Annotated in this window: 24 protein-coding genes; 14 read left to right on the forward strand and 10 right to left on the reverse strand. The window is 35.6% G+C overall.

The annotated features are described in order from the left end of the window. Positions 1-2 precede the first annotated feature (2 nt). The gene (locus ACQUQZ_RS07610; protein WP_435354274.1) at positions 3-650 is read left to right on the forward strand and encodes a TIR domain-containing protein; all 648 of its coding nucleotides are present in this window, start codon (positions 3-5) and stop codon (positions 648-650) included. Between the two features lie 60 nt (positions 651-710). On the opposite strand, the gene ACQUQZ_RS07615 is transcribed toward ACQUQZ_RS07610, so the two are convergent. The 4 genes from ACQUQZ_RS07615 to ACQUQZ_RS07630 are packed head-to-tail and all read right to left on the reverse strand — an operon-like array spanning position 711 to position 2,127. Beyond that, complete coding sequence (locus ACQUQZ_RS07615; RefSeq protein ID WP_435354275.1) at positions 711-941, reverse strand: hypothetical protein; 231 nt, start codon at positions 939-941, stop codon at positions 711-713. Between the two features lie 31 nt (positions 942-972). Further along, complete coding sequence (locus tag ACQUQZ_RS07620) at positions 973-1,188, reverse strand: hypothetical protein (protein ID WP_435354276.1); 216 nt, start codon at positions 1,186-1,188, stop codon at positions 973-975. A gap of 24 nt (positions 1,189-1,212) precedes the next feature. Continuing rightward, entirely contained in the window at positions 1,213-1,629 is a 417-nt protein-coding gene (locus ACQUQZ_RS07625) for a DUF5675 family protein (RefSeq protein ID WP_435354277.1), read from the reverse strand. A gap of 3 nt (positions 1,630-1,632) precedes the next feature. After that, on the reverse strand, positions 1,633-2,127 hold the full coding sequence (locus tag ACQUQZ_RS07630) for a thermonuclease family protein (RefSeq protein ID WP_435354278.1): 495 nt from the start codon (positions 2,125-2,127) through the stop codon (positions 1,633-1,635). A gap of 170 nt (positions 2,128-2,297) precedes the next feature. Between ACQUQZ_RS07630 and ACQUQZ_RS07635 the strand changes: the two genes are divergently transcribed. After that, the gene (locus ACQUQZ_RS07635) at positions 2,298-3,290 is read left to right on the forward strand and encodes a PDDEXK nuclease domain-containing protein (protein ID WP_435354279.1); all 993 of its coding nucleotides are present in this window, start codon (positions 2,298-2,300) and stop codon (positions 3,288-3,290) included. Between the two features lie 133 nt (positions 3,291-3,423). Further along, on the forward strand, positions 3,424-3,624 hold the full coding sequence (locus tag ACQUQZ_RS07640; protein WP_435354280.1) for a hypothetical protein: 201 nt from the start codon (positions 3,424-3,426) through the stop codon (positions 3,622-3,624). 389 nt (positions 3,625-4,013) lie between these two features. On the opposite strand, the gene ACQUQZ_RS07645 is transcribed toward ACQUQZ_RS07640, so the two are convergent. After that, entirely contained in the window at positions 4,014-4,718 is a 705-nt protein-coding gene (locus ACQUQZ_RS07645; RefSeq protein ID WP_435354281.1) for an alpha/beta hydrolase, read from the reverse strand. 406 nt (positions 4,719-5,124) lie between these two features. Between ACQUQZ_RS07645 and ACQUQZ_RS07650 the strand changes: the two genes are divergently transcribed. The 9 genes from ACQUQZ_RS07650 to ACQUQZ_RS07690 all read left to right on the forward strand — a co-directional run bounded on the left by ACQUQZ_RS07650 (position 5,125) and on the right by ACQUQZ_RS07690 (position 18,158). After that, complete coding sequence (locus ACQUQZ_RS07650; RefSeq protein ID WP_435354282.1) at positions 5,125-6,477, forward strand: sigma-54-dependent transcriptional regulator; 1,353 nt, start codon at positions 5,125-5,127, stop codon at positions 6,475-6,477. Between the two features lie 261 nt (positions 6,478-6,738). Then, positions 6,739-6,816, forward strand: a complete 78-nt coding sequence (locus ACQUQZ_RS07655; RefSeq protein ID WP_188764762.1) for a potassium-transporting ATPase subunit F — start codon at positions 6,739-6,741, stop codon at positions 6,814-6,816. 121 nt (positions 6,817-6,937) lie between these two features. Next, entirely contained in the window at positions 6,938-8,635 is a 1,698-nt protein-coding gene (gene kdpA / locus ACQUQZ_RS07660) for a potassium-transporting ATPase subunit KdpA (RefSeq protein WP_435354283.1), read from the forward strand. 11 nt (positions 8,636-8,646) lie between these two features. Next, positions 8,647-10,656 carry a potassium-transporting ATPase subunit KdpB gene (kdpB, locus tag ACQUQZ_RS07665; protein WP_435354284.1) on the forward strand — a complete coding sequence of 670 codons (2,010 nt, stop codon included), beginning with the start codon at positions 8,647-8,649 and terminating at the stop codon, positions 10,654-10,656. Between the two features lie 20 nt (positions 10,657-10,676). After that, complete coding sequence (locus ACQUQZ_RS07670) at positions 10,677-11,240, forward strand: K(+)-transporting ATPase subunit C (RefSeq protein WP_435354285.1); 564 nt, start codon at positions 10,677-10,679, stop codon at positions 11,238-11,240. Between the two features lie 298 nt (positions 11,241-11,538). Further along, a complete protein-coding gene (locus ACQUQZ_RS07675; protein WP_435354286.1) occupies positions 11,539-12,627 on the forward strand; it encodes a porin in 1,089 nt (362 codons plus the stop codon). A 122-nt stretch (positions 12,628-12,749) separates the two neighbouring features. After that, positions 12,750-13,874, forward strand: a complete 1,125-nt coding sequence (locus ACQUQZ_RS07680) for a sensor protein KdpD (protein ID WP_435354287.1) — start codon at positions 12,750-12,752, stop codon at positions 13,872-13,874. After that, entirely contained in the window at positions 13,874-15,637 is a 1,764-nt protein-coding gene (locus tag ACQUQZ_RS07685) for an ATP-binding protein (protein ID WP_435354288.1), read from the forward strand. The genes ACQUQZ_RS07680 and ACQUQZ_RS07685 overlap by 1 nt, the downstream gene beginning before the upstream one ends. A gap of 187 nt (positions 15,638-15,824) precedes the next feature. Continuing rightward, complete coding sequence (locus ACQUQZ_RS07690; protein WP_435354289.1) at positions 15,825-18,158, forward strand: ChbG/HpnK family deacetylase; 2,334 nt, start codon at positions 15,825-15,827, stop codon at positions 18,156-18,158. A 124-nt stretch (positions 18,159-18,282) separates the two neighbouring features. Here the strand turns inward: ACQUQZ_RS07690 and ACQUQZ_RS07695 are convergent, their stop codons facing one another. Both ACQUQZ_RS07695 and fucP read right to left on the reverse strand, forming a co-directional pair. Then, on the reverse strand, positions 18,283-19,071 hold the full coding sequence (locus ACQUQZ_RS07695) for an SDR family oxidoreductase (RefSeq protein WP_435354290.1): 789 nt from the start codon (positions 19,069-19,071) through the stop codon (positions 18,283-18,285). Positions 19,072-19,087: 16 nt separating this feature from the next. Then, entirely contained in the window at positions 19,088-20,338 is a 1,251-nt protein-coding gene (gene fucP / locus ACQUQZ_RS07700) for an L-fucose:H+ symporter permease (RefSeq protein WP_435354291.1), read from the reverse strand. Positions 20,339-20,511: 173 nt separating this feature from the next. Between fucP and ACQUQZ_RS07705 the strand changes: the two genes are divergently transcribed. Both ACQUQZ_RS07705 and ACQUQZ_RS07710 read left to right on the forward strand, forming a co-directional pair. After that, positions 20,512-23,538, forward strand: a complete 3,027-nt coding sequence (locus ACQUQZ_RS07705; protein WP_435354292.1) for an FAD-binding and (Fe-S)-binding domain-containing protein — start codon at positions 20,512-20,514, stop codon at positions 23,536-23,538. Continuing rightward, positions 23,538-24,524, forward strand: a complete 987-nt coding sequence (locus tag ACQUQZ_RS07710; protein ID WP_435354293.1) for a glycosyltransferase — start codon at positions 23,538-23,540, stop codon at positions 24,522-24,524. Before ACQUQZ_RS07705 ends, ACQUQZ_RS07710 begins: the two co-directional genes overlap by 1 nt. Before the next feature lie 45 nt (positions 24,525-24,569). Here the strand turns inward: ACQUQZ_RS07710 and ACQUQZ_RS07715 are convergent, their stop codons facing one another. From ACQUQZ_RS07715 to ACQUQZ_RS07725, 3 genes are all read right to left on the reverse strand, one after another. Further along, positions 24,570-25,286 (reverse strand): thiopurine S-methyltransferase, encoded by a 717-nt coding sequence (locus ACQUQZ_RS07715; protein ID WP_435354294.1) that lies wholly within the window; start codon positions 25,284-25,286, stop codon positions 24,570-24,572. Between the two features lie 145 nt (positions 25,287-25,431). After that, complete coding sequence (locus tag ACQUQZ_RS07720; RefSeq protein ID WP_435354295.1) at positions 25,432-25,716, reverse strand: osmoprotectant transporter permease; 285 nt, start codon at positions 25,714-25,716, stop codon at positions 25,432-25,434. Between the two features lie 24 nt (positions 25,717-25,740). After that, positions 25,741-26,067, reverse strand: coding sequence for a LytTR family transcriptional regulator DNA-binding domain-containing protein (locus tag ACQUQZ_RS07725; protein WP_435354296.1), 327 nt, complete (start codon positions 26,065-26,067; stop codon positions 25,741-25,743). Positions 26,068-26,252: the final 185 nt, after the last annotated feature.

Below are 26,252 nucleotides of genomic sequence, written 5' to 3' on the forward strand. Positions count from 1 at the left end.
CTATGGATAATTTTAATGTTTTTTATTCATTTCATTATGAAGATGTTGGCAATTTTAAAGCCAATATCATTCGGAATAGCTCAAAACTTAAATGCTATAAAGGTTTATTAACAGACCAATCAATTTGGGAAGAGTTTAAAGCAAAAACTGATGCACAAATTAAAAAGAGAATTGATAACTCAAAACTGATAGATTCTGACGCTACCATTATTTTAATCGGGAAAAATACTCATTCTCGCAGATGGGTCAAATATGAAATCATCAAAAGCTTTGAAGCGGGAAATACTTTAGTGGGTATTCATATCAATCGAATAAAAGGTAAAGAAGGAACAATCTCTCGAAAAGGACTAAATCCATTTGATAGACTTGGCTTTAAGTATGATGAAGAAAATGAGATTTTATATTTTTATGAGCTTGTCGATGGAACTTGGCAACCTTTTGAAGATTTACCATCTATCAAAAATAAAAAAAGAAATACTGTTTTTGTGAAAAGTACTAATTTTTGGCAATGGTTAAGAGGTAATGAAAAAGATGGACGTTTTTATAGATTGTCTGAATTTTTTCGTGAATACTCATGGAAAACAGGAGAACATAATGCCGAAACATTGTTTCAATGGATTAAAGAAAGCCATGATTGGATAATAATATAAAAAAAGCGACCTCAAACGAAGTCGCTTTTCCTTCCTACATCAAACAATGGCAGCAATTCGCTACCAAAAATCTTTACTTTTTAACCAACGGATCACTTGTTTAAGTAAGAGAGAGGTTAAGAAACTTACTGCCGCACCCACCATCGAAAGTATAGCTGTCTTCAACAAATCTGCAGGATTGAGGCTGGCTATAAAGCTAACCAAAGTTCCACCAATCGTCCCTACCTTCGTTCCACTATCTATCGTATGATTTCCCATTTCTTCAATTCTTGTAAGTTCCTTATTATTCATCAATTCACTCATTCCATCATTAGCCCACTGACTATTCCCCTCCCTCAACTGTCATTTGGCTGATTGCCCCCATAACTCCACCAGTTACAGCGATATAGCCCGCTGCCGTTATTAAACCAACTGGCAAGGCAACAGGTGCAGCCAATATCACTCCGCTAATACTGGCTAAAGCCAATCCAATATTTCGCACAACTTTAAAAAACTTGGGTGTAGGTTTCTTCACCCGTTTTGCTATTTCCTGTATCATAATATTATAAAAATTTAATTTACATTACTGGTGGCTGAGCGGAGCCAAAGGCACAATTTTCAAAAATACCTCTTCGCCTTTTGCAAAAGCATCAAAAACAAGTTTCTTCAATCGCTCATTTGCAAATCGAGAATTGATACCTTTGCCTGCAGATGTATGTTGCAAAACTGGAGCAATACAGCCTTTTAGCTCCTTCAAGGCTTCATTGGCAGGATGAATTAAAATCAAATCCCTTTCAGTTACATCATTAAGTAAAATATGAAATTTCAGCTTTTGACTATACCGTTTTTTTAATTGGTATCTACCTTCAGGAATACACGAAATACGTTTTTCATTGTTTCTCCAAGGCAATTCGATGGTACAACAGATTTTTTCTTGATCAAGAAAAATCTCACCATTGGTTCCATCTTGAAAATACGTTCTTTTTAAAATCAATTCCATAACTCACAAACATTGACTGACAATACGTTTTTGCCTTCGACTGTAATTCCTCCAAATCCAAGGAGCAGTAGGGTTTTTACAAAACCAAAGCCCCAAACCTATTTGCTTTGCTTGCAGTTCTATCCAATCCAAATCCTCCTTAGTACAGAAATAAGGGTTTCTCCAAGCCAAACCTTTTGAAATCAGCAAACTATCCAACGGCTCACCATTCACAACGATTTCTACCACATGACGTTTATAGTAATCAGTAGCCACCAATCGCACCTCGCACATCTTTCCATACAAGATATTCTCAACATAGCTCTTTACATTCAGACCATAGAATTGGTCTTTTTCAGGAGCATCCACATTAATCAACCTACAACGAAGTTTAGTGCCTCTCACTTCCACATCATAAGTGTCGCCATCCAACACTCTCACAACAGTTCCCTCAAGCATTTGAGCGAAAGTCGAAAAGCTCACTAAGAGCCAAGCCAAAGAAAAAAATAGTCGTTTCATGGCTCGAATGTAGAGTAGTCTATTTTGAAAGTAAAATGAAGCGTGCTATCCGTTCCGATAAAGGCATTTTCTGATAATTTGAGTATTTTTGCTAACTCAAAAAATAAACTATAAATTTGGTGAATCATCAATTTACCAAATTCACTTTAAAAGTAAATTAGAAGTCTTAAATGTCAGATAATCAAAACAATACACAGTTCGATTATATTTTAGCTCTTATTCAAGAGGCTAAAAACAGAGTTTATCAAACAGCAAATCACACACAGATTTTGCTATATTGGCATATTGGCGAGTATGTACATCAACGCTTAGAAAAAGCTGAATGGGGAAATCAGACGGTAGAAAAACTGGCCGATTATATTCAACAAAAAGACCCATTATTGACTAATTTCACTAAAAGAGGCTTGTATAGAATGAGACAATTCTATGAAGCTTATCCCGATAATGAATTTGTGTCGACGCTATCGACACAAATTAGTTGGTCACATCATTTGGAGATTTTGAGTGCAACGAAAAGTCTTGAGGAGCGTGAATTTTATATCAGATTGGTATTGAAAGACAGGTTAAATATTAAAAATTTAAGAAGACAATTAAAAACCGCTCTCTTTGAACGAAGCATTATAGCAGATAAATTATTGCCAACGTCTTTACAAACTTATCCGAAAGATGTTACTGGTGTTTTTAAAGATTCTTATGTATTAGAATTTATGAAACTTCCAGAAAACCACTCAGAAAAAGACCTTCAAAAAGCTCTCATAAAAAACCTAAAAACCTTTATCATGGAGTTAGGAAGCGATTTTTCTTTTGTAGGAGAAGAGTTTAGATTGCAGATTGATATGGAAGATTTTTATATTGATCTTTTGTTTTATCACCGAGAATTATGCTGCTTGGTTGCTTTTGAGTTGAAAATTGAAAAGTTTTCTCCCTCACATCTTGGACAACTCAATTTCTACTTAGAAGCCCTTGACAAAGAAATCAAAAAGCCACATGAAAACCCAAGTATTGGAATCTTGCTATGTAAAACAAAAAGTAAAACTGTAGTAGAATATGCACTTAATCGCAATGTTTCACCAGCTTTGGTAATAGATTATTCAACAAAACTGATAGATAAGCAATTGTTACAAGCAAAAGTACAAGAGCTATTTGAGTTACAAAATCTATAAACAATCACTAAATGTAAATTTATTATATACCAACAAAAGGAAGTAACAATTTATGCGTTTAGAGAAAAGCTGAGGAATTTATTTGAATAATCCAAAACCAATAGAAAAAGCATAAATAAAGCATCAAAAATGTATGTTGAAGGTATCTCGAATGTGTGTATATCCAAAAGATGTGCAGCGTATTACAGGCAGAACAGAAAGGTATGGTAGGAAACTCTTGAAACGCATTAAGGAACATTTGAAAAAGGAATCTTATCAATTAGTTTCGATAGAGGAATTTTGTTACTTTACAGGTCTTAAATCTGAAGATGTCAAAACTTACCTAACCGACTAAAACACCAATTAAGATTATAGAAATCTTCTCAAAGCAATGTCTCCAATCCCCATAAAATTTGATTTATTTTGACGTATTTTAACTAATATTATTTGATTTTTATTACGGAGTTGCTATCTTTGAAACATGATTTGAAAGTCAAATTTAATCAAGTCAAGAAAAAGCGAGAGGTCGCTTTTTCGGTCTCCTTTGAAATTAAGCGTTAGTTAAGATATTGATTATAAGTGGTTTGTGAAATTCTTTCGAGTCCCGTCCAGACCGCAAAAAGCACTCAGAAATGAGTGCTTTTTTTGTTTTAATCGTAGAATTAAAAGGCTTCAGAAGTTAATCATTTATCCTTCACTCTCGTTTTTCAAGATTTTAAATTATAATAAATTGTAAAATAAATTTTATTTTAACCAGTTCAACAAATCATTTAGCATCTCATTATTAATGGAATGCCCCGCATTATACTGATTAAATATAGGTGTACAACCAACTGTTTGCAGAAAAGCGTTAGCACTTATTGCGTATTGAATAGGCAAAGTATTATCAGATGAACCATGCGAAATATAAATTTTCAAATGACTTAACTTTTCTTTAGGCACTATTTGAGGTTTTATTTCTTCCAATAATCGTCCACTCATGATGGCAATACCTTTTACTAAATCAGGTCTTGTAAGGGCAACACTATAACTCATTATTGCACCTTGACTGAACCCACATAAATAAATTTCATGGCTATCGACCCCATATTTTTCTTTTAATGCTTCAATGAAATCAATGATAATTTTTCTGCTTTTTTCTTCCTGTTCAAAGTTAAAAACAGGCTTTCCAGTCGAAAAATCGACTTGATACCAAGCGAAGCGATTTTCTCCTAATAGGATGGGTGCTTGTGCTGAAATGACTAAATATTTATCAGGTAATTGATTGGCAAATGAAAACAAATCTGCCTGATTTCCGCCTACACCATGCAGTAAAATAAGTAATGAAGGATGTGCTGATTTTACTTTGGGTTCTCTAATAAGGTATTTTAATAACATAGGTGAGGTGTTTTTCATTGTTGCCGAAATCAAAGTTGAAAATACTATGAATGTACACAAAAATACTTTCATGGGATGAATTATTTATATTTAATATTATCAACAAAGCATTGATATTTTTATTGCTGTTTGACATAAACATAAGTCGTAGTTTTCCATCTTTTAGTAAACGTACCTTGAAATATCTCAGAAACGGCGGTCAAATTTCTTAAACCAAATCAAGTTTAATATGAGTGGAACCATAAAGAAATATCATTTTCAGCTCTTCAATGTATTTTTCTTTACCAGTAATTATGTAATTATATTTGCATTAACTATACAAAATGAGATATAAACGAACCTTGATTTATTAAAAATGAAGATATTATATTTTCCCTGCTAAGACATACTTAGATTTATACCTCCTAAGAAATATTTTTTTTAATTTATTGTAAGATTGTTCGCTTAAAGAGAAACAATGTTTTTTCAGTAAAAAACGATGAATAATACCATTCTAATAATTGATGACGAAGAAAAATTAAGGAATCTGCTGGCCAAAATCCTGACAATGGAAGGCTTTGAGGTTTTTCAGGCTGGCGATTGTAAAAGTGGGCTAAAAATATTGGAACAGAATACCATTGATGTGGTTATTTGTGATGTAAAACTGCCCGATGGACGAGGTGTGGACTTGACCAAAACGATTAAAGGTCAATATCCAACCGTAGAGGTTATTCTATTAACTGCCTACGGAAATATCCCTGATGGTGTGCAGGCTATCAAAAATGGAGCATTCGATTATATCACGAAAGGTGATGATAATAATAAAATCATACCTTTGCTTTACAAGGCTATCGAAAAAGTGAGTTTATCAAAAAGAGTGCAGCAATTGGAAAAGCAATTGGGAGAAAAACACTCGTTTGATAAAATCATCGGTAAGTCAAAAATCATGCAGCAAACCATTGATTTAGCAAAAAAAGTAGCCGAAACCGACACAACTGTACTGCTCACAGGCGAAACTGGTACAGGAAAAGAAGTTTTTGCCCAAGCTATTCACCAAGCCAGTAGAAGAAATAATCAGAATTTTGTGGCTATCAACTGCTCGGCTTTTAGTAAAGATCTGCTCGAAAGCGAAATGTTCGGCCACAAAGCTGGGGCATTTACAGGAGCTATCAAAGACCAAAAAGGTTTGTTTGAAGAAGCCCACAACGGTACAATTTTTCTTGACGAAATCGGTGAAATGGCTTTAGATTTACAAGCTAAACTCCTCAGAATCATTGAGTCGGGCGAGTTATTGAAGGTCGGAGAAAGCAAACCAATCAAGGTAAACGTCAGAATCATTGCTGCCACTAATCGAGATTTATTGAAAGAAATTGAAGCGGGGCATTTCAGAGAAGATTTATATTACAGAATTTCCGTTTTTCAGATAAAACTTCCTGCCCTCCGAGAAAGAATTGTTGATATTGAGCTGCTTACCAATCATTTTGTTACGATTTTCTCGCATAAAATGAATAAAAAAGTACGAAAAATTGAAGAGCCTTTCATCGAAACGCTCAAACAACACAACTGGAACGGCAATATCAGAGAACTAAAAAATGTAATTGAACGCAGCATTATTTTGATGAATGATGATGAGTTAAGAACTGAAAACTTACCGCTGGAAATTCAGCATATTTCACAGTCTAACAATTTTGCTTCGGGCAAAACTTTGACAAATTTTGAACTGGCCAATGCAGAAAAAAGTCATATTCAGAAAGTACTCAACTATACAAATGGGAACAAAACCAAAACCGCCGAATTACTCAATATTGCTCTCACTACCCTATATCGCAAAATCGAAGAATATAAACTTTAGGTATATCACACTTTCAAAACGATAGTATCAACCCTTTCATTTTGAAAGGGTTTTTTATTTTACAAAATCTGTGAATTTTCATAAGTGTTTGATAGTGAGTGGATTATGAGGTGCTTTCTTCTGTTGGCACACCTCTTGAAACTATAGGTAGAAACAAATAATTAAAATCATGTTTCTAACAATCACACTTACAGTTTTAGGGCTATTGGGTTTCGCCCTTTTCTACAAATCCATTAAATTCTTCGAAAATATTTAAGCACCATGATAGCATTATTCATCGTCTCAATTGCCGTGTTTTTATACATGTGCTATGTATTACTAAAACCTGAAAAGTTCTAAACCGATGAAATGGCAAAAAATCAAGGCTGTATTAGTCATAATCATTATTTGGTTGATTGCTCTTTCAATGTTTTATGCGGTTTTTCTAAAAATTAAAATTTTATATAATTTCTAACACAAAATGAACTCAGAAATCCTCGGCTTAGTGCTAATGTTTGTGCTAACACTGGCCATCGCTTTACCTTTAGGAAGATATATCGGCAAGATTTTTAACTACGAAAAAACTTGGTTAGATAAAATCTTCAATCCGATTGATAAATTATTTTTCAAGTTAAGCGGCATCAACGAATCGCAAGAAATGAACTGGAAACAGCATTTAGTTGTCCTGTTGAGCATCAATGCTACATGGTTTTTATTATCAATGATAGTGCTGACCAATATGGCTTGGCTACCACTAAATCCAGACCGTAACCCTTCAATGAGTGGCGATTTGGCCTTTAATACCGCCATTAGTTTTATCTGTAATACCAATTTGCAACACTATTCGGGCGAAAGTGGAATGTCTTACTTTGGACAACTTATGCTGATGTTATGGCAGTTTTTGAGTGCTGGTACGGGCATTGCCATTGCGGCAGTATTATTCGTGGCAATGAAAGAACGTACAACTGATAAGTTGGGTAATTTCTACTCATATTTTGTGCGTAGTTGTACCCGTATTTTGTTTCCAATATCGGTTGTGGTTGCCATTATACTTGCTTCTAATGGTATGCCGATGACTTTTGAAGGAAAAGACACCATGACTACGCTACAAGGCGATACCGTACAGGTGAGCCGTGGACCAGTGGCGGCATTCACCGCCATCAAGCATTTGGGTACCAACGGCGGTGGTTTTTTTGGGGCAAACTCGGCACACCCATTCGAAAATCCTAATTATTTTACCAACATCGTCGAGATGGTTACACAAATGCTTATTCCATTTGCATTGATATTTGCTCTGGGATACATTCTCCGAAGAAAAAAACTGTCATGGGTAATTTTTGGCGTAATGACCATTGGATTTATGCTCTTAGTCGTGCCAACGATTATCTCTGAAATGAACGGAAACCCAGCCATTGCCCGAATGGGAATCAGCCAAAATCTCGGAAGTACAGAAGGCAAAGAAATTCGATTTGGTACACCTGCATCAGCCTATTGGAGCATCGCAACAACAGTCATTTCTACTGGTAGTGTCAATTCTATGCACGATAGTTTCACGCCTTTGAGTGGTATGAATCAAATGTTGGCCATGATGATAAATGCGTTTTATGGCGGTTGTGGTGTAGGAATGCTCAATTTTTATGTGTTTATCATATTGGCAGTGTTTATTAGTGGCTTAATGGTAGGTAGAACTCCCGAGTTTTTGGGTAAGAAAATTGAAGCAAAAGAAATGAAAATTGCAATGCTAATTGCTTTGCTTCATCCATTTCTAATTTTGGTTAGTACGGCCATCTCCAGTTATTTATACACCCATAATCCTGCTGAATATGCAGGGTGGTTGAGTAATCCAAACAATCACGGTTTCAGCCAAATGCTGTACGAATTTACTTCTTCGAGTGCCAATAACGGCAGTGGTTTTGAAGGTTTGGGCGATAATACACCTTTCTGGAATATCACTTGTGGGATTGTGATGCTTTTGGGGCGTTTCATACCAATTATTGGGCCAGTGGCCATTGCAGGTACTTTGGCCAATAAAAAATACACACCAGAAAGCAACGGTACACTCAAAACCGATACCATGACTTTTGGCTTGATGGTCTTTGCAGTCATTGCCATCGTGACGGCTTTATCGTTCTTTCCAGCTTTGGCGTTGGGGCCAATCGCTGAATATTTCCTACTCTAAATCAAATCAAAATGTCAGCTTATAATCAATCAATATTCCAAAAAGATTTGATGCAAGAGGCCATCAAACAGTCTTTTGTAAAACTAAATCCAAAAATAATGTTTCGTAATCCTGTGATGTTCACGGTCGAAATCGGAACGGTGGTCATGTTTTTTGTGTGTGCTTGGATTCTCGCAGGCGAGCAAGCACAAGGTAGTTTTGCTTATAATTTCACGGTGTTTATGGTTTTGTTTCTCACTTTACTATTCGCCAATTTTGCCGAAGCAATTGCCGAAGCAAGAGGGAAAGCCCAAGCCGATAGTCTAAGAAAAACAAGAGAAGAAACTCCTGCAAAGCTCGAAAATGGGCAAGTTATTTCGTCGGCAAAGTTAAAAAAAGGTGATGTTTTTGTCTGTGAAGCGGGCGAAATAATCGCTTCCGATGGTGAAATTATCGAAGGGCTTGCCACGATTGATGAAAGTGCCATTACGGGAGAGTCTGCTCCAGTAATCAGAGAAGCAGGTGGCGATAAAAGTTCAGTAACGGGTGGAACAAAGGTTTTATCGGATAAAATAAAAGTGCAGGTAACGACCGAGCAAGGCGAAAGTTTTCTTGATAAAATGATTGCCTTGGTCGAAGGGGCTTCTCGCCAGAAAACACCTAACGAAATCGCCTTAACCATTCTATTGGCAGGATTTACTCTCGTGTTCATCATCGTTACTGTCACACTTAAACCATTTGCTGATTTTGCTAAAACGCCCATCACGATTGCAGCTTTTATTTCATTATTTGTCTGCTTGATTCCAACCACGATTGGCGGTTTATTATCTGCCATCGGCATTGCTGGAATGGACAGAGCTTTAAGAGCAAACGTAATCACTAAAAGTGGTAAAGCCGTAGAAACAGCGGGTGATATTGATGTGCTTTTATTGGATAAAACAGGAACGATTACGATTGGAAATAGAAAAGCAACGAAGTTTTATCCATTTGATATTGATGAAAAAGAATTTATCAAAGTAGCAGTGTTAAGTTCAATGGCCGATGAAACCCCCGAAGGAAAATCTATTATCGAATTGGCGGGTGTGAATCCTGCGAGTTATCAAATACAAAATCCGAATTTTATCAAATTTACTGCCGAAACTCGATGTTCAGGCGTTGATTTTGATGGTATTCGCATCAGAAAAGGTGCTTCCGATGCTATTAAAGGCATTGCCGAAAATGCAGGAAATATTTATCCGAAAGGTGTGCAAGAATGTGTAAAAGTTATATCAAGTAATGGTGGAACTCCTTTGGTTGTTGCTAGAAATGAAAAAATTATTGGAGTTATTGAGTTACAAGACATCATTAAAACGGGTATCAGCGAACGTTTTGAACGCCTCCGTAAGATGGGAATCAAGACCGTAATGGTAACAGGCGATAATCCTCTCACCGCAAAATTTATTGCCGAAAAAGCAGGAGTTGATGATTATATTGCCGAAGCAAAGCCCGAAGATAAAATGAATTATATCAAAAAAGAGCAATCGGAAGGTAGATTGGTAGCCATGATGGGTGACGGCACAAACGATGCTCCAGCTTTGGCCCAAGCCGATGTGGGTGTGGCCATGAATAGCGGAACGCAAGCTGCCAAAGAAGCAGGAAATATGGTCGATTTAGATAATGATCCAACTAAATTAATTGAAATTGTAGAAATCGGGAAGCAACTATTAATGACTCGTGGAACGCTGACTACTTTTAGCATTGCCAACGATATTGCCAAGTATTTCGCTATTATTCCAGCCTTGTTTATTGTGGCTATTCCAGCTTTACAAGGTCTAAATATTATGCACTTACACAGTCCAGAAAGTGCCATTTTATCGGCAGTGATTTTCAATGCAATTATTATCCCGATGCTTATTCCTTTGGCTTTGAAAGGTGTTGAGTATAAGCCAATTGGAGCAAGTGCATTACTCCGCCGTAACCTCTTGATTTATGGTTTGGGTGGAATTATTATCCCATTTGTAGGTATCAAAATTATTGACCTTGTAGTAGCAATGTTTATTTAAAACCTTAATTTTCAGAAATCATGAACGCCTATATTTTTTCAGCTCTCCGATTGACACTCGTTAGTCTATTATTCTTCGTCGGAATCTATTCAGCCATTGTTTGGGGTATAGCCCAGTTTGCTCCCAATCACGGAAAAGGAGAAGTCATTTCTCAAAACAACAAAACATATTACGCCAATATTGGTCAATCTTTCACTTATGATAAGTATTTTAAATCACGTCCGTCGGCGGTTGCTTATAATGCCGCAGGAAGTGCAGGAAGCAATAAAGCTCCCTCAAATGCCGATTATTTGAAGGAAGTTCAAGCCCGAATTGATACTTTTTTGGTGCATAACCCTGGTATACAAATATCAGCAATTCCTTCTGATATTGTAACCGCAAGCGGAAGTGGTTTAGATCCTAACATTTCAGTACAAGCAGCAACAATTCAAATCAAACGAATAGCAAAAATCAGAGGAATTGCCGAGGCTAACCTCAAGCAATTGATTATTTCAAACACCGAACCGCCATTACTTGGATTCTTCGGCCCCGAAAAAATTAATGTTTTAAAGTTAAATTTGGCACTTGATGAGCTAAAGAATTAGAGTGATTTTGCTTGCAAAGTATTCATATATCATTTTCTCACTGAAAGTTTATGGGGTCTGAAATTTCCCCTCCTTAAAAAGGAGGGGTGTCCTGACGAAGTCGGACGGGGTGGTTCCTAGCCTATGGGTGCTTTGAAAAATGCTTAGTTGGAGCAAACCACCCCGTCAAAATTCGACTACGTCAGAATTTTGCCACCCCTCCTTAAAAAGGAGGAGAAACTAAGAATAGAAAAAGTTAACGAGATATCTCTTTATATAGAAGTCAAATATTTTTTTCATAAATCCAACTGTAAAATCAATGAATTATTCGAAAATTAAATTATTGGTGCTGTTTTGTCTGATTGCATTTAATAATTCCCTTTACGCACAAAAAGATAGTATAAAATCTAATTTGGTAATCAATGCTTACTTAGAAACCTACTATACTTTTGTGGGCAATAAGCCGACTCACACACGCCCGAATTTTATTTATTCACACAACCGCAGTAATGAAGTCAATATTAATATAGGTTTTATCAAAGCTACCTATCAAAGCGATGCTCTGAGGGCAAATTTGAGCATTGCTACGGGAACTTACATGAATTCCAATTATGCTGCTGAAGTGGGCGTTTTGAAGAACATTTATGAGGCAAATGTGGGAGTGAAGGTAGCAAAAAACAATAACTTATGGCTGGATATGGGTGTAATGCCCTCACACATAGGTTTTGAAAGTGCTATAAGTAAAGATTGTTGGAATCTTACCCGAAGTCTGATGGCCGATAATTCACCATATTTTGAAACTGGGGCGAAACTTTCCTACACTTCTCGAAATGAAAAATGGTTTCTCGCAGGTTTGGTACTAAATGGCTGGCAGCGAATACAGTTAGTTGATGGCAATAATCAACCTGCTTTTGGACATCAAATAACTTACAAACCCAATACAAAACTAACGCTCAATAGCAGCTCATATCTCGGAAGTGATAAGCCTGATAGCGTAAAACAAATGAGGTATTTTCATAATTTTTATGCAATCTATCAAGCTACTGATAAAATTGGATTTACAGTTGGATTTGACTACGGCATAGAACAAAAACAGAAAGGAAGTAGCCAATACAATTCTTGGTATAGTCCAATTTTGATTTGCCGAATAACTCCCGATTTAAAATCTGCTATCGCAGTAAGAATCGAACATTATAATGATAAAAATGGCGTAATTATAGCAACAAATACCCAAAATGGCTTCCAAACTTGGGGTTATTCGGTCAATTATGATTATAAAATACATAAAAACCTGTTGTGGCGAGTAGAAGCCCGAACTTTCAGAAGCAAAGACATGATTTTTATGAGTGACAATAGTCCGCAAAATTCCAATGTGTTTTTGACTACTTCTCTAGCTGTATCTCTATAAAATGTTTCTTTAGAAAAGAAAAATACTAATGGATTTCAAATGTGGTACACCAAGTGTGGGTCTCCTCTTTTGAGATTAAATAAAGGTGTGCCACATTTATTTTTAAGCAAAGAAAAATACCAATGGAAGAAACCAAAAAATCTGCCCAAGAATTTCTCAATTTAATCAAGAAATCGAAGCGAGGGAAGTTCAAAGTGTATATCGGAATGAGTGCGGGCGTAGGAAAAACTTACCGAATGCTACAAGAGTCGCATACACTTCTGAAGAATGGTATTGATGTAAAAATTGGTTTTATCGAAACACATAATCGCAAAGAAACACACGATTTACTGGCAGGTTTACCGCTTATTCCACGCAGAAAAATCTTTTATAAAGGCAAAGAACTGGAAGAAATGGATGTTTCGGCGGTAATCAATGCTCGCCCAGAAGTAGTAATTGTCGATGAATTGGCACATACAAATATCGAAGGCAGTAAAAACGAAAAACGTTGGCAAGATGTGATTGAAATTTTGGAAGCTGGCATCAGCGTTATTTCAGCTTTGAATATTCAGCATATCGAGAGCCTCAACGAAGAAGTGAAAACCATCACGGGCATAGAAGTTAAAGAGCGAGTGCCCGATAGTATCATTGCCCAAGCTGATGAAGTAGTGAATATCGACCTCACGGCCGACGAACTCATTACTCGCCTAAAAGAAGGGAAAATTTATCAGCCCGATAAAGTAGAAATGGCTCTGAAAAACTTCTTTAAAAGTGAGCATATTTTGCAACTTCGAGAGTTGGCTTTGAAAGAAGTTGCCTCACAGGTTGAGCGAAAAGTTGAGTCTGAAATCACGAAAGTCAATACCATTAAGCACGAACGATTTTTAGCTTGTATTAGCAGCAATGCCAATACTGCCAAAACTGTTATTCGCAAAACTGCCCGTCTGGCTAACTATTATAATAGCAAGTGGTTTGTGCTTTATGTGCAGACGCCTAAAGAGTCGGCCGATAAAATTCCATTGGATAAGCAGCGACATCTAATAAATCATTTTAAATTAGCCACCGAATTGGGAGCAGAAATTATAAAAGTAGAAAATTCCGAAATCGTAAAGGCAATCATGCAGCAAGCAGAAGAACGTAAAATTTCAACGATTTGCATTGGGAAGCCACATTTTAGCTTAATAAAAGTTATTTTAGCGACAAATATTTTCAACGAACTCCTCAAAAAACTTTCCAGTAGCGATATTGACCTTGTAATACTAAGCTAATGAAAATCAAATATAAACTCATTTCGGGCATTGGACTTTTGTTTTTAATGATAACCCTGCTTACGGTTATTGGGTCGGTGTTTATTCATAAATTATCGACCGAAACCAAGAATATTTTGGTGGCGAATTATAATACTATCGACTATTCCAGAAATATGCTTATCGCACTCAATGGAAATATTTTTTCTGAAAAAGAGCTGACATTTTTTGAAGAAAACCTCAGAAAACAGCAAAGCAATATCACCGAAGTAGGAGAGAAGGAACTCACCGACAAACTAATCAATGATTTTGAGAAAATTAAGCAAAAAACGCTCGATTCTACAATCATTCCTACTATCCGCACCGATATTTCGGACATTATGCTGCTGAATATGCAAGCTATTCAACGAAAGAGTAGTATTGCCGAAAAAACAGCCGATAGTGCAATTACTTGGATTGGTTTAATTGGTGCTTTTTGTTTTCTAATTGCTTTTACGCTTTTGGTCAATCTGCCTAATAATATTGCTAATCCAATCTCCGAGCTGACCAAAAGTATTAAGCAAATTGCTTCCGAAAATTATTCAGAACGAGTGCATTTTGAAGGGCATAACGAGTTTGGCGATTTGGCGAAATCGTTCAATACTATGGCTCAAAAATTGGAAGAATATAAGGCTGGGAATATCGAAAAATTATTGATGGAAAAGAAGCGTACCGAAACCCTCATCAATAATATGCGAGAGCCAGTAATTGGTTTAGACGAAGCCAATAAAGTGCTTTTTATGAATAATAATGCACTGAAAATCACTGGATTGAAGTCCGAAGAAGTGTTAAATAAGCCAGTTCAAGAAATTGCTGCCCATAATGATTTAGTTCGAACACTCACCAAAGATTTATTTATCAATGCAGATAATAGCATTATTCATAAAATTGAGCCAATAAAAATCTATGCCGATAATAAGGAAAGTTACTTTGAAAAAGAACTGATTCCGATAAAGATAATACCAACGGGCGAAGAGCATGAAAAAAACATTGGAAATGTGATTTTGTTGCAAAATATCACCGAATACAAAGAGTTAGATTTTGCCAAGACTAATTTTATTGCCACAGTTTCGCATGAATTCAAAACGCCAATTTCATCCATCAAAATGAGTGTGCAACTCTTAGAAAACAATCAAATTGGCTCCTTGAATACAGAGCAGAAGGACTTAATAGATAGCATAAAAGACGACACAAATCGCCTGCTTAGAATAACAAGCGAGTTGCTAAATGTGACGCAAGTAGAAAGTGGCAGTATTCAGTTGAATCTTTTGCCAACCAATTCACAGGATATTTTACACTACGCCATTAGTGCGAATAAAAATGCCGCCGAACAAAAACAAATAGAACTTCTCACAACTATGGAATCTCCCGTACCAGAAGTCTTTGTTGACAGTGAAAAAACTGCTTGGGTACTAACCAATCTGATTTCAAATGCCATTCGCTATTCTTACGAACATTCTACAATCCACATTCATATTGTTACCGATAAAAAGTTAGTCAAGTTTATAATCGTTGATTCTGGACAAGGTATTGCACCGCAATATCTATCAAAAATCTTTGACCGATATTTTAGAATTCCTGGTACTCAAAAAGAAGGTACAGGCTTGGGTTTGAGCATCAGTAAAGAATTTATCGAAGCACAAGGTGGCAGAATTGAAGTAGAAAGCGAATTTGGAAAAGGGAGTAAATTTTCAATAGTTTTACCAATTTATGAAGCCAATGATGATTTGGCATTGATAAACTAGCTATTTTATTCAAATTATAAGAAGCAAAAGTAGTAGTTTTTAAATGAAATAGTAATTGTAAATGATTTCTAAAGAGTTGATGTATAGTTTTTTAAGGCAAATTACAACAAAAAAACTATTCTACTAATTTGATTCCTCTAAATGCTTAACTTTGGCATATTATTTTACCCAAATTCAACCTTAATAAATGAAAAGAATACTCCTATTGCTCTTTTTGAGCTGCCAACTATTTGCTCAGAAAACTACCTCACTTCCTCGTAGTACACCCGAAGCTGAAGGTGTTTCTTCGGAAGGAATTATTGATTTTATTGATGCCGTTTCAAAAAGTAAGCACGAACTACATAGTTTTATGATTGTGCGACACGGTAAAGTTATAGCCGAAAGTTGGTGGAATCCTTATCGTGCAGACTTGAAACACACCTTGTATTCGACCAGTAAAAGTTTTACTGCAACTGCCATAGGCTTTGCCGTTTCTGAAAAAAAACTGACTGTTGATGATAAAGTGATTTCCTTTTTCCCGAATGACTTACCCGCTACCATAAGCCCATACTTGGCTGAACTACGCATCAAGGATTTATTGAGCATGAGCGTTGGACAAGAAAAAGAACCTTCGTTTGTGATGGGAACAAGTGATGATTGGGTCAAAGGTTTTTTGGCAACTCCTATCAAATTTCAACCAGGAACTAAGTTTTTGTATAATTCAGTGGCAACTTATATGCTTTCGGCTATTGTACAGAAAGTTACTGGCCAGAAAGTAATAGATTATCTCAAACCAAGACTTTTTGAACCTTTAGGTATTACCGGAATCGACTGGGAAGTTGACCCAAAAGGAATTAATACAGGTGGCTGGGGCTTACGTTTAAAGACCGAAGACATGGCAAAGTTTGGTCAATTATTTTTACAAAAAGGACTTTGGAAAGGTAAACAAATTTTACCTGCTTCATGGATTGAAGAGGCATCTACCATGAAAATCATGCAAAATCCCAATGCCACTCAAGCTGCCAAAGACTCAAGTGATTGGCTGCAAGGTTATTGTTACCAAATGTGGCGTTGTCGAAATAATGGCTATCGTGCCGATGGAGCTAATGGTCAATATATCATTGTTTTACCTGAAAAAGATGCAGTTATTGCTGTTACTGCCGAAGCACCCAATATGCAAGGAGAAATCAATTTGATTTGGAAGTATCTTTTGCCTGCTTTACGAGATAAAAAATTGCCCTCAAATCCAAAATTATTAGCAAGTCTAAAAGACAAACAAGCGTCGGTTGCCTTAGCAATTCCTGCCAAAAATGTTCTTTCAGTACAAGAATCTCAAATTTCTGGCAAAACTTATGGTATTTTGTCTAATAAAAATTTCGAAAATATTGCTTTTGATTTTAAGAATGGTGTTTGTAATTTATCCTTAAAAACAGATTCAGTGACCCATATTATTCCATTTGGTGCTGGAAAATGGGAAACGAGCGAAACAACAAAATTTGGCCCTTATTTGGTGGCAGGAGCAAGGGCGAATAGGGTAGGATTACCCCAATTTAAAGTTGCAGGAGCTTATACTTGGACAGACGAAAAAACATTAGAATTGACACTACGTTATATCGAAAGCCCTCATACCGAAATAATCGTATGTACTTTTGATGGTAATAAAGTCAGCGTTGATTTTCAAAATATATTCAATAAAAATGCTAAAAGAGCCGTTTCTACAGGTATTTTAAGTAAAAATACAGCAAATTCACCCAAATTAATTATCAGAGGTGATGATATGGGCTACTCACATTCTGGCAATGAAGCTTTGATAAAATGTTTTAAAGAAGGTATCGAGACATCTATTGAAATTATTGCTCCTTCTCCGTGGTTTCCCGAAGCTGTAAAATTATTGGCACAAAACCCAAAAGTTGATGTTGGGTTACATTTTGCCATCACGAGTGAGTGGGACAATGTGAAATGGAGGCCATTGACCGACGCCCTAAGTTTGAGAAATAAAGATGGTTATTTTTATCCAATGCTTTATCATAACAATAATTATCCAAATGAAGCAATCATGGATAATGCTTGGAAAATAGCTGATGTTGAGAAAGAACTAAAAGCCCAAATCGAAATGGCCTTGAAATATATTCCACGCCTAAGCCATATTTCGGGACACATGGGAAGTACAGGTTTCTCGCCAGAAATCAAAGAAATGTCTAAAAGAGTCGCTGCCAGCTACAATTTAAAAATGGTTGATGTAGAATCTCTCAAAGATAATAACATTGGCTACATAGGTTTTGATTTCAGAAATAAAACTACCGAAGAACGTATTCAAGGTTTTATCACGATGCTTGATAAATTGGAAGAAGGAAAAACCTACGTATTTGTTGAACATCCAGGTTTGGATAACGATGAGTTAAGAGCCATTTCGCATATTGGTTATGAAGATGTTGCACAAGGCAGACAAGATGTAACGACTATTTTTACCAGTGAAAAAGTAAAAGAAGCCATCATTCAAAGAGGGATAAAATTGGTGAGTTATAAAGATGTTTTGAAGTAATGCTAAATAATGAATTTTTAGCATTTTTTGAAAAGTATGATGTTTGAATGATAAAAAATAGGTGAGTTTTCATGAAAAACTCACCTATTTTTTTATGCTTAGAATAAATATATAAGAAAAAATTTTACATTTTTAAAATAGATCTATCTAAATGCACATAACCACCATCCACATGAATCAACTGTCCAGTCGTGTGGCTTGAGGCATCTGAAAGTAAAAATACAACCATATTGGCTATTTCTTCGGCAGTTGTCATACGATTTTCTAATGGAATGCGAGCATTGATTTCCTGCAATGTTTCAACTGGATTTGGCAAAGTTTTTATCCATTTATCGTAAAGTGGGGTATAACATTCTGCCACAATGAGAGCATTTACACGAATGCCATATTTTAATAACTCAACTGCCCATTCACGTGTAAGGGCATTTCTACCACCATTGGAAGCGGCATAAGCAGAAGTGTTACCTTGTCCAGTTTCAGCTACTTTTGAACTCACATTTACAATTGATCCTTTGCTAATTTTCAAGGCAGGCAGAGCATGATGAGCCATCAAGTAATAATGTATGAGATTGCTATGAAGCGAAGCCATAAAACGAGTATAATCTCCATTTTCGAGACCAACACCATCATTTACGCCAGCATTATTAACCAAACCATCAATACGGCCAAATTTTTCAAAAATAGTCTCTACTGCACTTTTACAAGCCTCTGGATTTGAAAGTTCGGCAACCACTTGAAATGCTTGTTTTCCTTCTTTGGCAAGTTCATCTATCAAAAGATTGTTGTCTTTTTCATTGCGGCCAACAATCGCAGGAATCGCCCCTTCATTTGCCAAAACCTTTACAATTCCTTCACCGATGCCTTTTGCACCGCCCGTTACGATTATTATTTTATCTTTAAGATTTAAGTTCATTAGCATATTCTAAATTTTAGTGTGAAGTGCCAAGTTTAACATGCTTTACTTTTGCATTTTTTAAAGCAAAATACAAAACAACAATAAAGCAAAGAGCAGGAACGATGTAAGAAGTTTGAATATTGCTCATATCAGATACACGACCCATGATCACTGGGAAAATAGCTCCACCCATAATTGCCATAATTACCAACGAAGAACCAATTTTTGTTTTTTCGCCTAAACCTCTGATACTTAATGCAAAAATGGTTGGGAACATGATAGACATGAAAAACTCAACTCCAATTAAAGCATATATCGAAACCATTCCAGTGGTCATAATTGCAATAATCAATAAGGCGAAATTAATCACACTATAAATCGCTAAAAGTCGAGAAGGAGCTACAAATCTCATGAGATAAGTGCCAACAAAACGGCCAATCATAAAACCTAACAATGCACCCGAAAGGAAAAATGCGGCACTTCTTTCTTCAATTCCAGCTACTTTATCTGAAAAACGAATAAAAAAACTACTGACACATACTTGAGCTCCAACGTAGAAAAACTGAGCGATCACACCTAAAATTAGGTTTTTTTCGCCCCAAATCGAACCACCAGAGCTTACATCTTCGTCGCTTTCTTCTTTGATTTCTGGTAATGCTGTTCGCCAAATCAAAATGGCAACAAAAAGCACAACTACACCAATAACTAAAAATGGCGTTTGTACTGATGACGCTTCATGGTTGAGGTATTCATTCAGTTGGTCGGCCGACATTGCTTGTTCTTCCTGAGGGGTAAGAGTTTTGCCCGATAAGATAAACAAACCACCAGCCAAAGGAGCTAAAAAAGCAGCTAAACCATTGAAAGATTGAGCAAAATTAAGTCGCTGTGTAGCCGAATCAGCATCGCCCAAGACTGTAATATATGGATTGGCAGCAGTTTCAAGAAAAGTAAGACCACTGGCAATGACAAATAAAGCTACCAAAAAGAAAGCATAATTGCGAAGCTCGGCCGCAGGATAAAATAAAAATGTACCGATTGCAAAAAGCAATAATCCAAATGTGATACCAAATTTATAACCATATTTTTTCATGAATAAACCGGCAGGCAAAGCCACCAAAAAATAGGCAATATAAGATGCTGAATCTATCAAAGCAGACTGAAGATCGGTTAATTGACAGGCTTTTTTGAGATGTGGAATTAATATTGGATTGAGATTAAGAGCAAATCCCCAAAGGAAAAAGAGACTGGTTAATAATATAAAAGGCAGTAAATATTTATTTTTCATAGATGGTTGAATAATGGTTTAATGATAGTTTGAGCATCAAAAAACAAAAATAGACTAAATACTTAAATATTTCATAAAACTACTCTGCTTCAAACATATTTTTTATCTGAGCATCTATTTAATGAAGACGAAAATGCCTTATTTTGTGTTGTAAAACTTTGCCAAAAACTCGTATGTTTAAAATCTCTGAAAACGCTACTCCAATAGATAATTTTGAAAAATTAACCCAAATTTTTGATGGGGAATTATTCTTCGATGAATCTTTTCGTCATGAGGCCTTACGCTTAGTCTATTCGACTGATGCTTCAGCCTATCAAGAAAAGCCTTTGGCAGTTGCTATTCCAAAGTCTATCGGAGATTTAAAACATTTAATTGCTTTTGCAAAAGAACAAAAAACGACTCTTATTCCTCGTGCGGCTGGTACTTCGCTGGCTGGACAAGTAGTTGGGAATGGCATTGTAGTCGATATTTCTAAAAATTTCAATAAAATTTTAGAAGTCAATCAAGCCGAAAAGTGGGTGAGAGTTCAGCCTGGAGTTATTCGAAATGATTTGAATGCTTATCTCCAACCTTACGGTTTGTTATTTGGGCCAGAAACATCAACCGCTAGTCGTGCCATGATTGGTGGAATGATTGGCAATAATTCAAGTGGACTTCATTCAATTGTTTGGGGCGATACACGTAATAATTTAGTTGAAATAACAGCTTTATTGTGCGATGGGAGCGAAGTAGTTTTCGGTGATTTAAGTCAAGAACAATTAAAAGAAAAATGTAAGGGTGAAACTTTAGAAGCAAAAATATATCAGGAAATTAAAACTTTGATAGAAAATCCTGAAAACCAAGAAGCCATTGAAAAAGGATTTCCTAAAAAAGAAATTACGAGAAGAAATACTGGTTATGCCTTAGATATGCTTTTGGAAAACTACCCCCTATCTGAGAATGATGTTGCGACTGACAATATTAAGGCATTCAACTTTTGTAAACTTATCGCTGGTTCAGAAGGTACCTTGTGTTTAGTCACAGAAGTAAAGTTAAAATTGATTGATTTGCCACCCAAGGAAGTGGCTTTAGTAAATGTGCATTGCAGCTCAATGCGAGAATCGCTTTTAGTAAATTTAATCGCTTTAAAGCATCAATGTTTTGCCTCTGAATTGATGGACGATTTGGTGCTGGAATTGACTAAAGGAAATGTTGAACAAAGCCGCAATCGCTCTTTTGTAGAAGGAAGGCCAGCCACTATTTTAATGGTCGAATTTTTTGCCGAAACATCAGAGGTATTAGAAAAAAAGACGACTCAATTTATAGAAGCATTGAAAAAAGAAAATCTTGGATTTGCTTACCCAATTTTGCGTAATGCTGATTGTACGAAGGCTTGGGATTTAAGAAAAGCAGCATTGGGCATACTTTCTAATCAAAAAGGCGATTTTCAACCAACCAATTTGATTGAAGATTGTGCGGTTTCGCCCGAAGATTTGCCTGATTATATTGATGACCTGGAAATATTATTAAAAAAACATCAGCTTCAGTATTCGATTACAGCTCATGCAGGAGCAGGCGAATTACATGTGGTTCCGATGATGAACTTACGTACAGGCGAAGGGAAGCAACTATTCAGACAAGTTTTGGCAGAAACAGCAGTTTTGGTAAAAAAATACAATGGTTCACTTTCAGGAGAACATGGTGATGGACGTTTACGTGGTGAGTTTTTGCCTTTTATGATGGGTGAAAAAAACTATGAATTATTTAAACAAGTTAAACATATTTTCGACCCAAATAATGTATTCAATCGTGGGAAAATAACAGATACCCCTCCGATGAATGAGTTTTTAAGGGTAAAACAAGACCAGACAAAGCATGAAGTTGTCACTATTTTTGATTTTTCTGAACAAGATGGCATTTTGCGTTTAGCCGAAAAATGTAGCGGTTCGGGCGATTGTAGAAAAACAGAAATTACTGGCGGAACGATGTGTCCGAGTTATATGGCAACTCGTCAAGAAAAAGATACAACGAGGGCGAGAGCGAATATGTTGAGGCATTATTACGAGGAGTTAGGAGGTAGGAGTAAGGAATTAGGTGTTGAAAAGCCATTACTAAATCCTAATACCTATCTCCTAAATCCTACGAAAGATGTGCTTGATCTGTGTCTTTCTTGTAAAGGTTGTAAATCTGAATGTCCATCAAGCGTAGATGTAGGAAAAATGAAAGCTGAATTTATGCAGCATTATTATGATGAGCATGGCGTTCCTTTGCGTTCAAAATTAGTTGGCAATTTTAGCAAATTAATGAAATTAGCCTCCTTTGCTCCGTGGAGCTATAATTTAATCTTTGACAATAAAGGCTTGCGTAAAATCGCTAATAAAATAGTAGGTTTTCACCCAGAGCGAACAATGCCGCATTTAAGTAAAATTTCTTTAAATAAGTGGTATAAACATTCATCCGTATCACTATTAAACATTCATCATCCATCATTAAAAAAAGTTTTTCTTTTCTGCGATGAATTTACAAATTATAATGATGTTGAAATTGGAAAAAAACTAATTTCTCTTTTGCAAAATCTTGGTTATCAAGTAATTATTCCAGAGCATATCGAATCAGGTCGTTCATATTTATCTAAAGGATTGGTGCGAGAAGCTCAGAAAATTGCGATCCAAAATGTCGAAAAACTCAAAGAATTAATCACTTCTGAGACGCCTTTGATTGGCATAGAGCCTTCTGCTATTCTAACTTTTAGAGATGAATATTTAGATTTAGTACCTGCCGAATTAAAAGAATCAGCTCAGAAAATCGCAAAAAATACATTTTTGTTTGAAGAATGGTTTGCCCAAGAAATTGATAAAGGGAATATCAAAAAAGAACAGTTTACTGAAGAAAAACGCTTGATAAAACTACATGGACATTGCCACCAAAAATCATTATCGAGCCTGACACCAAGCAAAAAAGCGATGTCTTTACCGAAAAACTATGAAGTTCATTTAATTCCATCAGGTTGCTGTGGCATGGCTGGTTCATTTGGATATGAAAAAGAACACTACGATGTTTCGATGCAAATTGGAGAGTTAGTTTTGTTTCCCACCGTTAGAAAGCAAGTAGAAGAAACAATTATTGCGGCAGCAGGTACGAGTTGTCGTCACCAAATAAAAGACGGTACTGGCAGAATCGCTCTCCATCCAATTGAAATTTTATTTGATGCTCTGAAATGATGATAAACGAAAGTTTTCCTAAGGTCTCTATTTTTATTGCAGTCCGCAATGAAGAAAATAATATTTTAGATTTATTAAAATCTTTAGATAAACTAACATACCCTAAAGAACAGCTCGAAATATTAATAGGAAATGATGGTTCGACAGACAAAACAGAAGAAATTATTAAAGATTTTCTTGCTAAAAATTCACAACCTTCTCATTATCAGTTAATTAATATAAAGAATCAAGTGGCAGGTTTGAAAGGGAAAGCTAATGTTTTGGCACAAATGGCTCATTTTGCTACGGGTGAATTTTTCTTTTTTACAGATGCAGACATTGAAGTTCCTGAAAAATGGATTGAAGAAATGTCAAAAATCAATGGTGTTGTTACGGGTATAACTTTGGTCAATAATACGAATTGGTTTGCAGCTTGTCAGGCAATCGAATGGCTTTTTGCTTTGTATTTGATGAAAAGAATGGCTGATTTTAAATTACCTTCGACTGGAATGGGTAATAATATGATGGTTTCGGCTGAGGCATATTGGGCGGTTGGAGGCTACGAAAAAATAGGCTTTTCGATTGTCGAAGATTATGCTCTTTACAAAGCAATCGTTGATAAAGGTTTTGAATTTCGACAAGAATTTAAACCGTCATTAATAACGGTTACAAAACCGCCACCCAATTATTTTGAACAAAGAAAACGTTGGGTAACAGGTGGTATTGCTTCAAAATCGGTCTTAATCATTCCTGCGTTCATTCAAGCACTTGCTTTGCCTATCTTATTGATTATCAGTTTATTAAATTGGAAGATTACTTTCCTTATTTTCTTATTTAATTTGATAATTAACTTTGTTTTTGGATTTAGCATTTTTAAGAAACTTAATCAATTGCGTTTATTGCCATATATTCCTATTTATACAATCTATATGTATGTATTCTGGTTTTTGCAGTTGACCGCTTATTTTTTACCAACTAAATTAGTTTGGAAGGGGAGGAGTTATTGATAAAAAAGCTCCACTTAATTAGTAGAGCTTTTTCCTTTAAAATACCTAAACCCATGATGAAAAAATTACAATAAAATTATTTTCTACTTTTAAGTCTTTCTGCAAAACAACCCCATTGGCATATTTGGTAAGCACAAAACCATGCTCATATAAAAAGTCTAAATTCCATTTACGAACCATCCCATGATTGGGTAAATTTGGGTTTTCAACATGTTTAATGATATGCCCGGCACCATAATAATCTTCTACCTCGCTAGGTTTGATACAAAACGGTGCAGAATTGATCAAAGGGAAATATTCTAAAGTAATAATCAATTGCTTTGTACCAATATCAGAAAGACGGTCGATGGCTTTGATATATTCAGTTCGCATATCATAAGGCAAAGCCACCAGCGAAGCTCTATCTAACACCCAATCAATTTGACCAATTTCTTGGTGAGTCAATGCCATGAAATCTTTGCGAAGTAGGGTGATATTGCCTGAAATATAAGTTTCTGCGTCAGGCATTTCATAACTAAGATTATTTTCTTGGAAAAACTGTAAAATGGCTTCTTCTACCAATTCCACGCCGATTACTTTGTTGGCATATTGAGCCAAATACATCATATCTACTGTTTTGCCACAAAGTGGAACGAGGATGTTTTTTCCTTCGATTTCAGTAGGATTCATGTATTCTAAAACATAAGGATGAATATCACGGCGATGAAAAGATGTGTAAAAACCGCCTAATTCCCAAGATTTAATCCAAAAAGATGCTTCCATGTCTGTTAATTGTTTAAATAGTTTTTATGGCTGAAATGATTGATTCAAAATTATGTAATTCTAAAAAGTTAATGGAGTTCAATTGAAATTTGGCTGCTTTACTAGCATAAATGGTTGATTTTATTTCATATTTGGCGAGACTATTTTATTGCCAATTGGGTTTGGATAAAATCATGAGTAAAAAAAACAGGAAAAAGAAAAAGGCTGGTATGGCTTCTATACCTAATAAAATCTTTGCGATAACAAATTTTTCTTTTGATTTTAGATACAAACTACCCATAAGTAAACTTATCGAAACAATAAGTAATAATAGCCATAAGCCAATATTGAATGAAGAAACAGAACCATCAGCTAAGCCAATGAAGAAAAAGTATAAGAGTATCAGACCAACGATGGCATCAATCCCCCAAAATATCCAAAATATTATCATTTGATTTTTCTTTAAGATTGTTTTTTAAGCTGCTACATATTGACTTACAAGATTCCACCTTCTTCTTGAAATCTGTATTTCAGTTCCATCTTTTAGCAGAACTTTTTTGTCGTCAGAGTTAAGGTTCTTGATGAAGTTTTTATTGATGATACATGATCTATTTACTCTGATAAATGATTGAGGTAAAATCATATCATACATTGCAAGCGTATATGACATGATTTTACGTTTGCCTGACTGCATAATAAAAGATGTGTAGTTGAGGTTGGCTTCCAATCGAATAATGTGCTCAGGAGCTGACTTCAAAAGGTTTTGATGGCCTACTCTGTGTTTTCTTTCTATAGTTTTCATGGTTGTTGCGTTACGTCGCCACGTGATTTGATGGTAAAAATGTGTAGTTGAATTATTTGTTTTGAAATGCAACTTTATTGTAAGTTTTGGTTGATTTCTGATGTAAAACTGTAGGAATTTGTCTGTTTATTAAAAAAATCATTATTCAATAGTCAAAATTTGTTATTGAATGGTACAAAATATAT

Origin of the sequence: Emticicia sp. SJ17W-69 (assembly GCF_051209875.1) — a bacterium.
Classification (GTDB): Bacteria; Bacteroidota; Bacteroidia; order Cytophagales; family Spirosomataceae; genus Emticicia.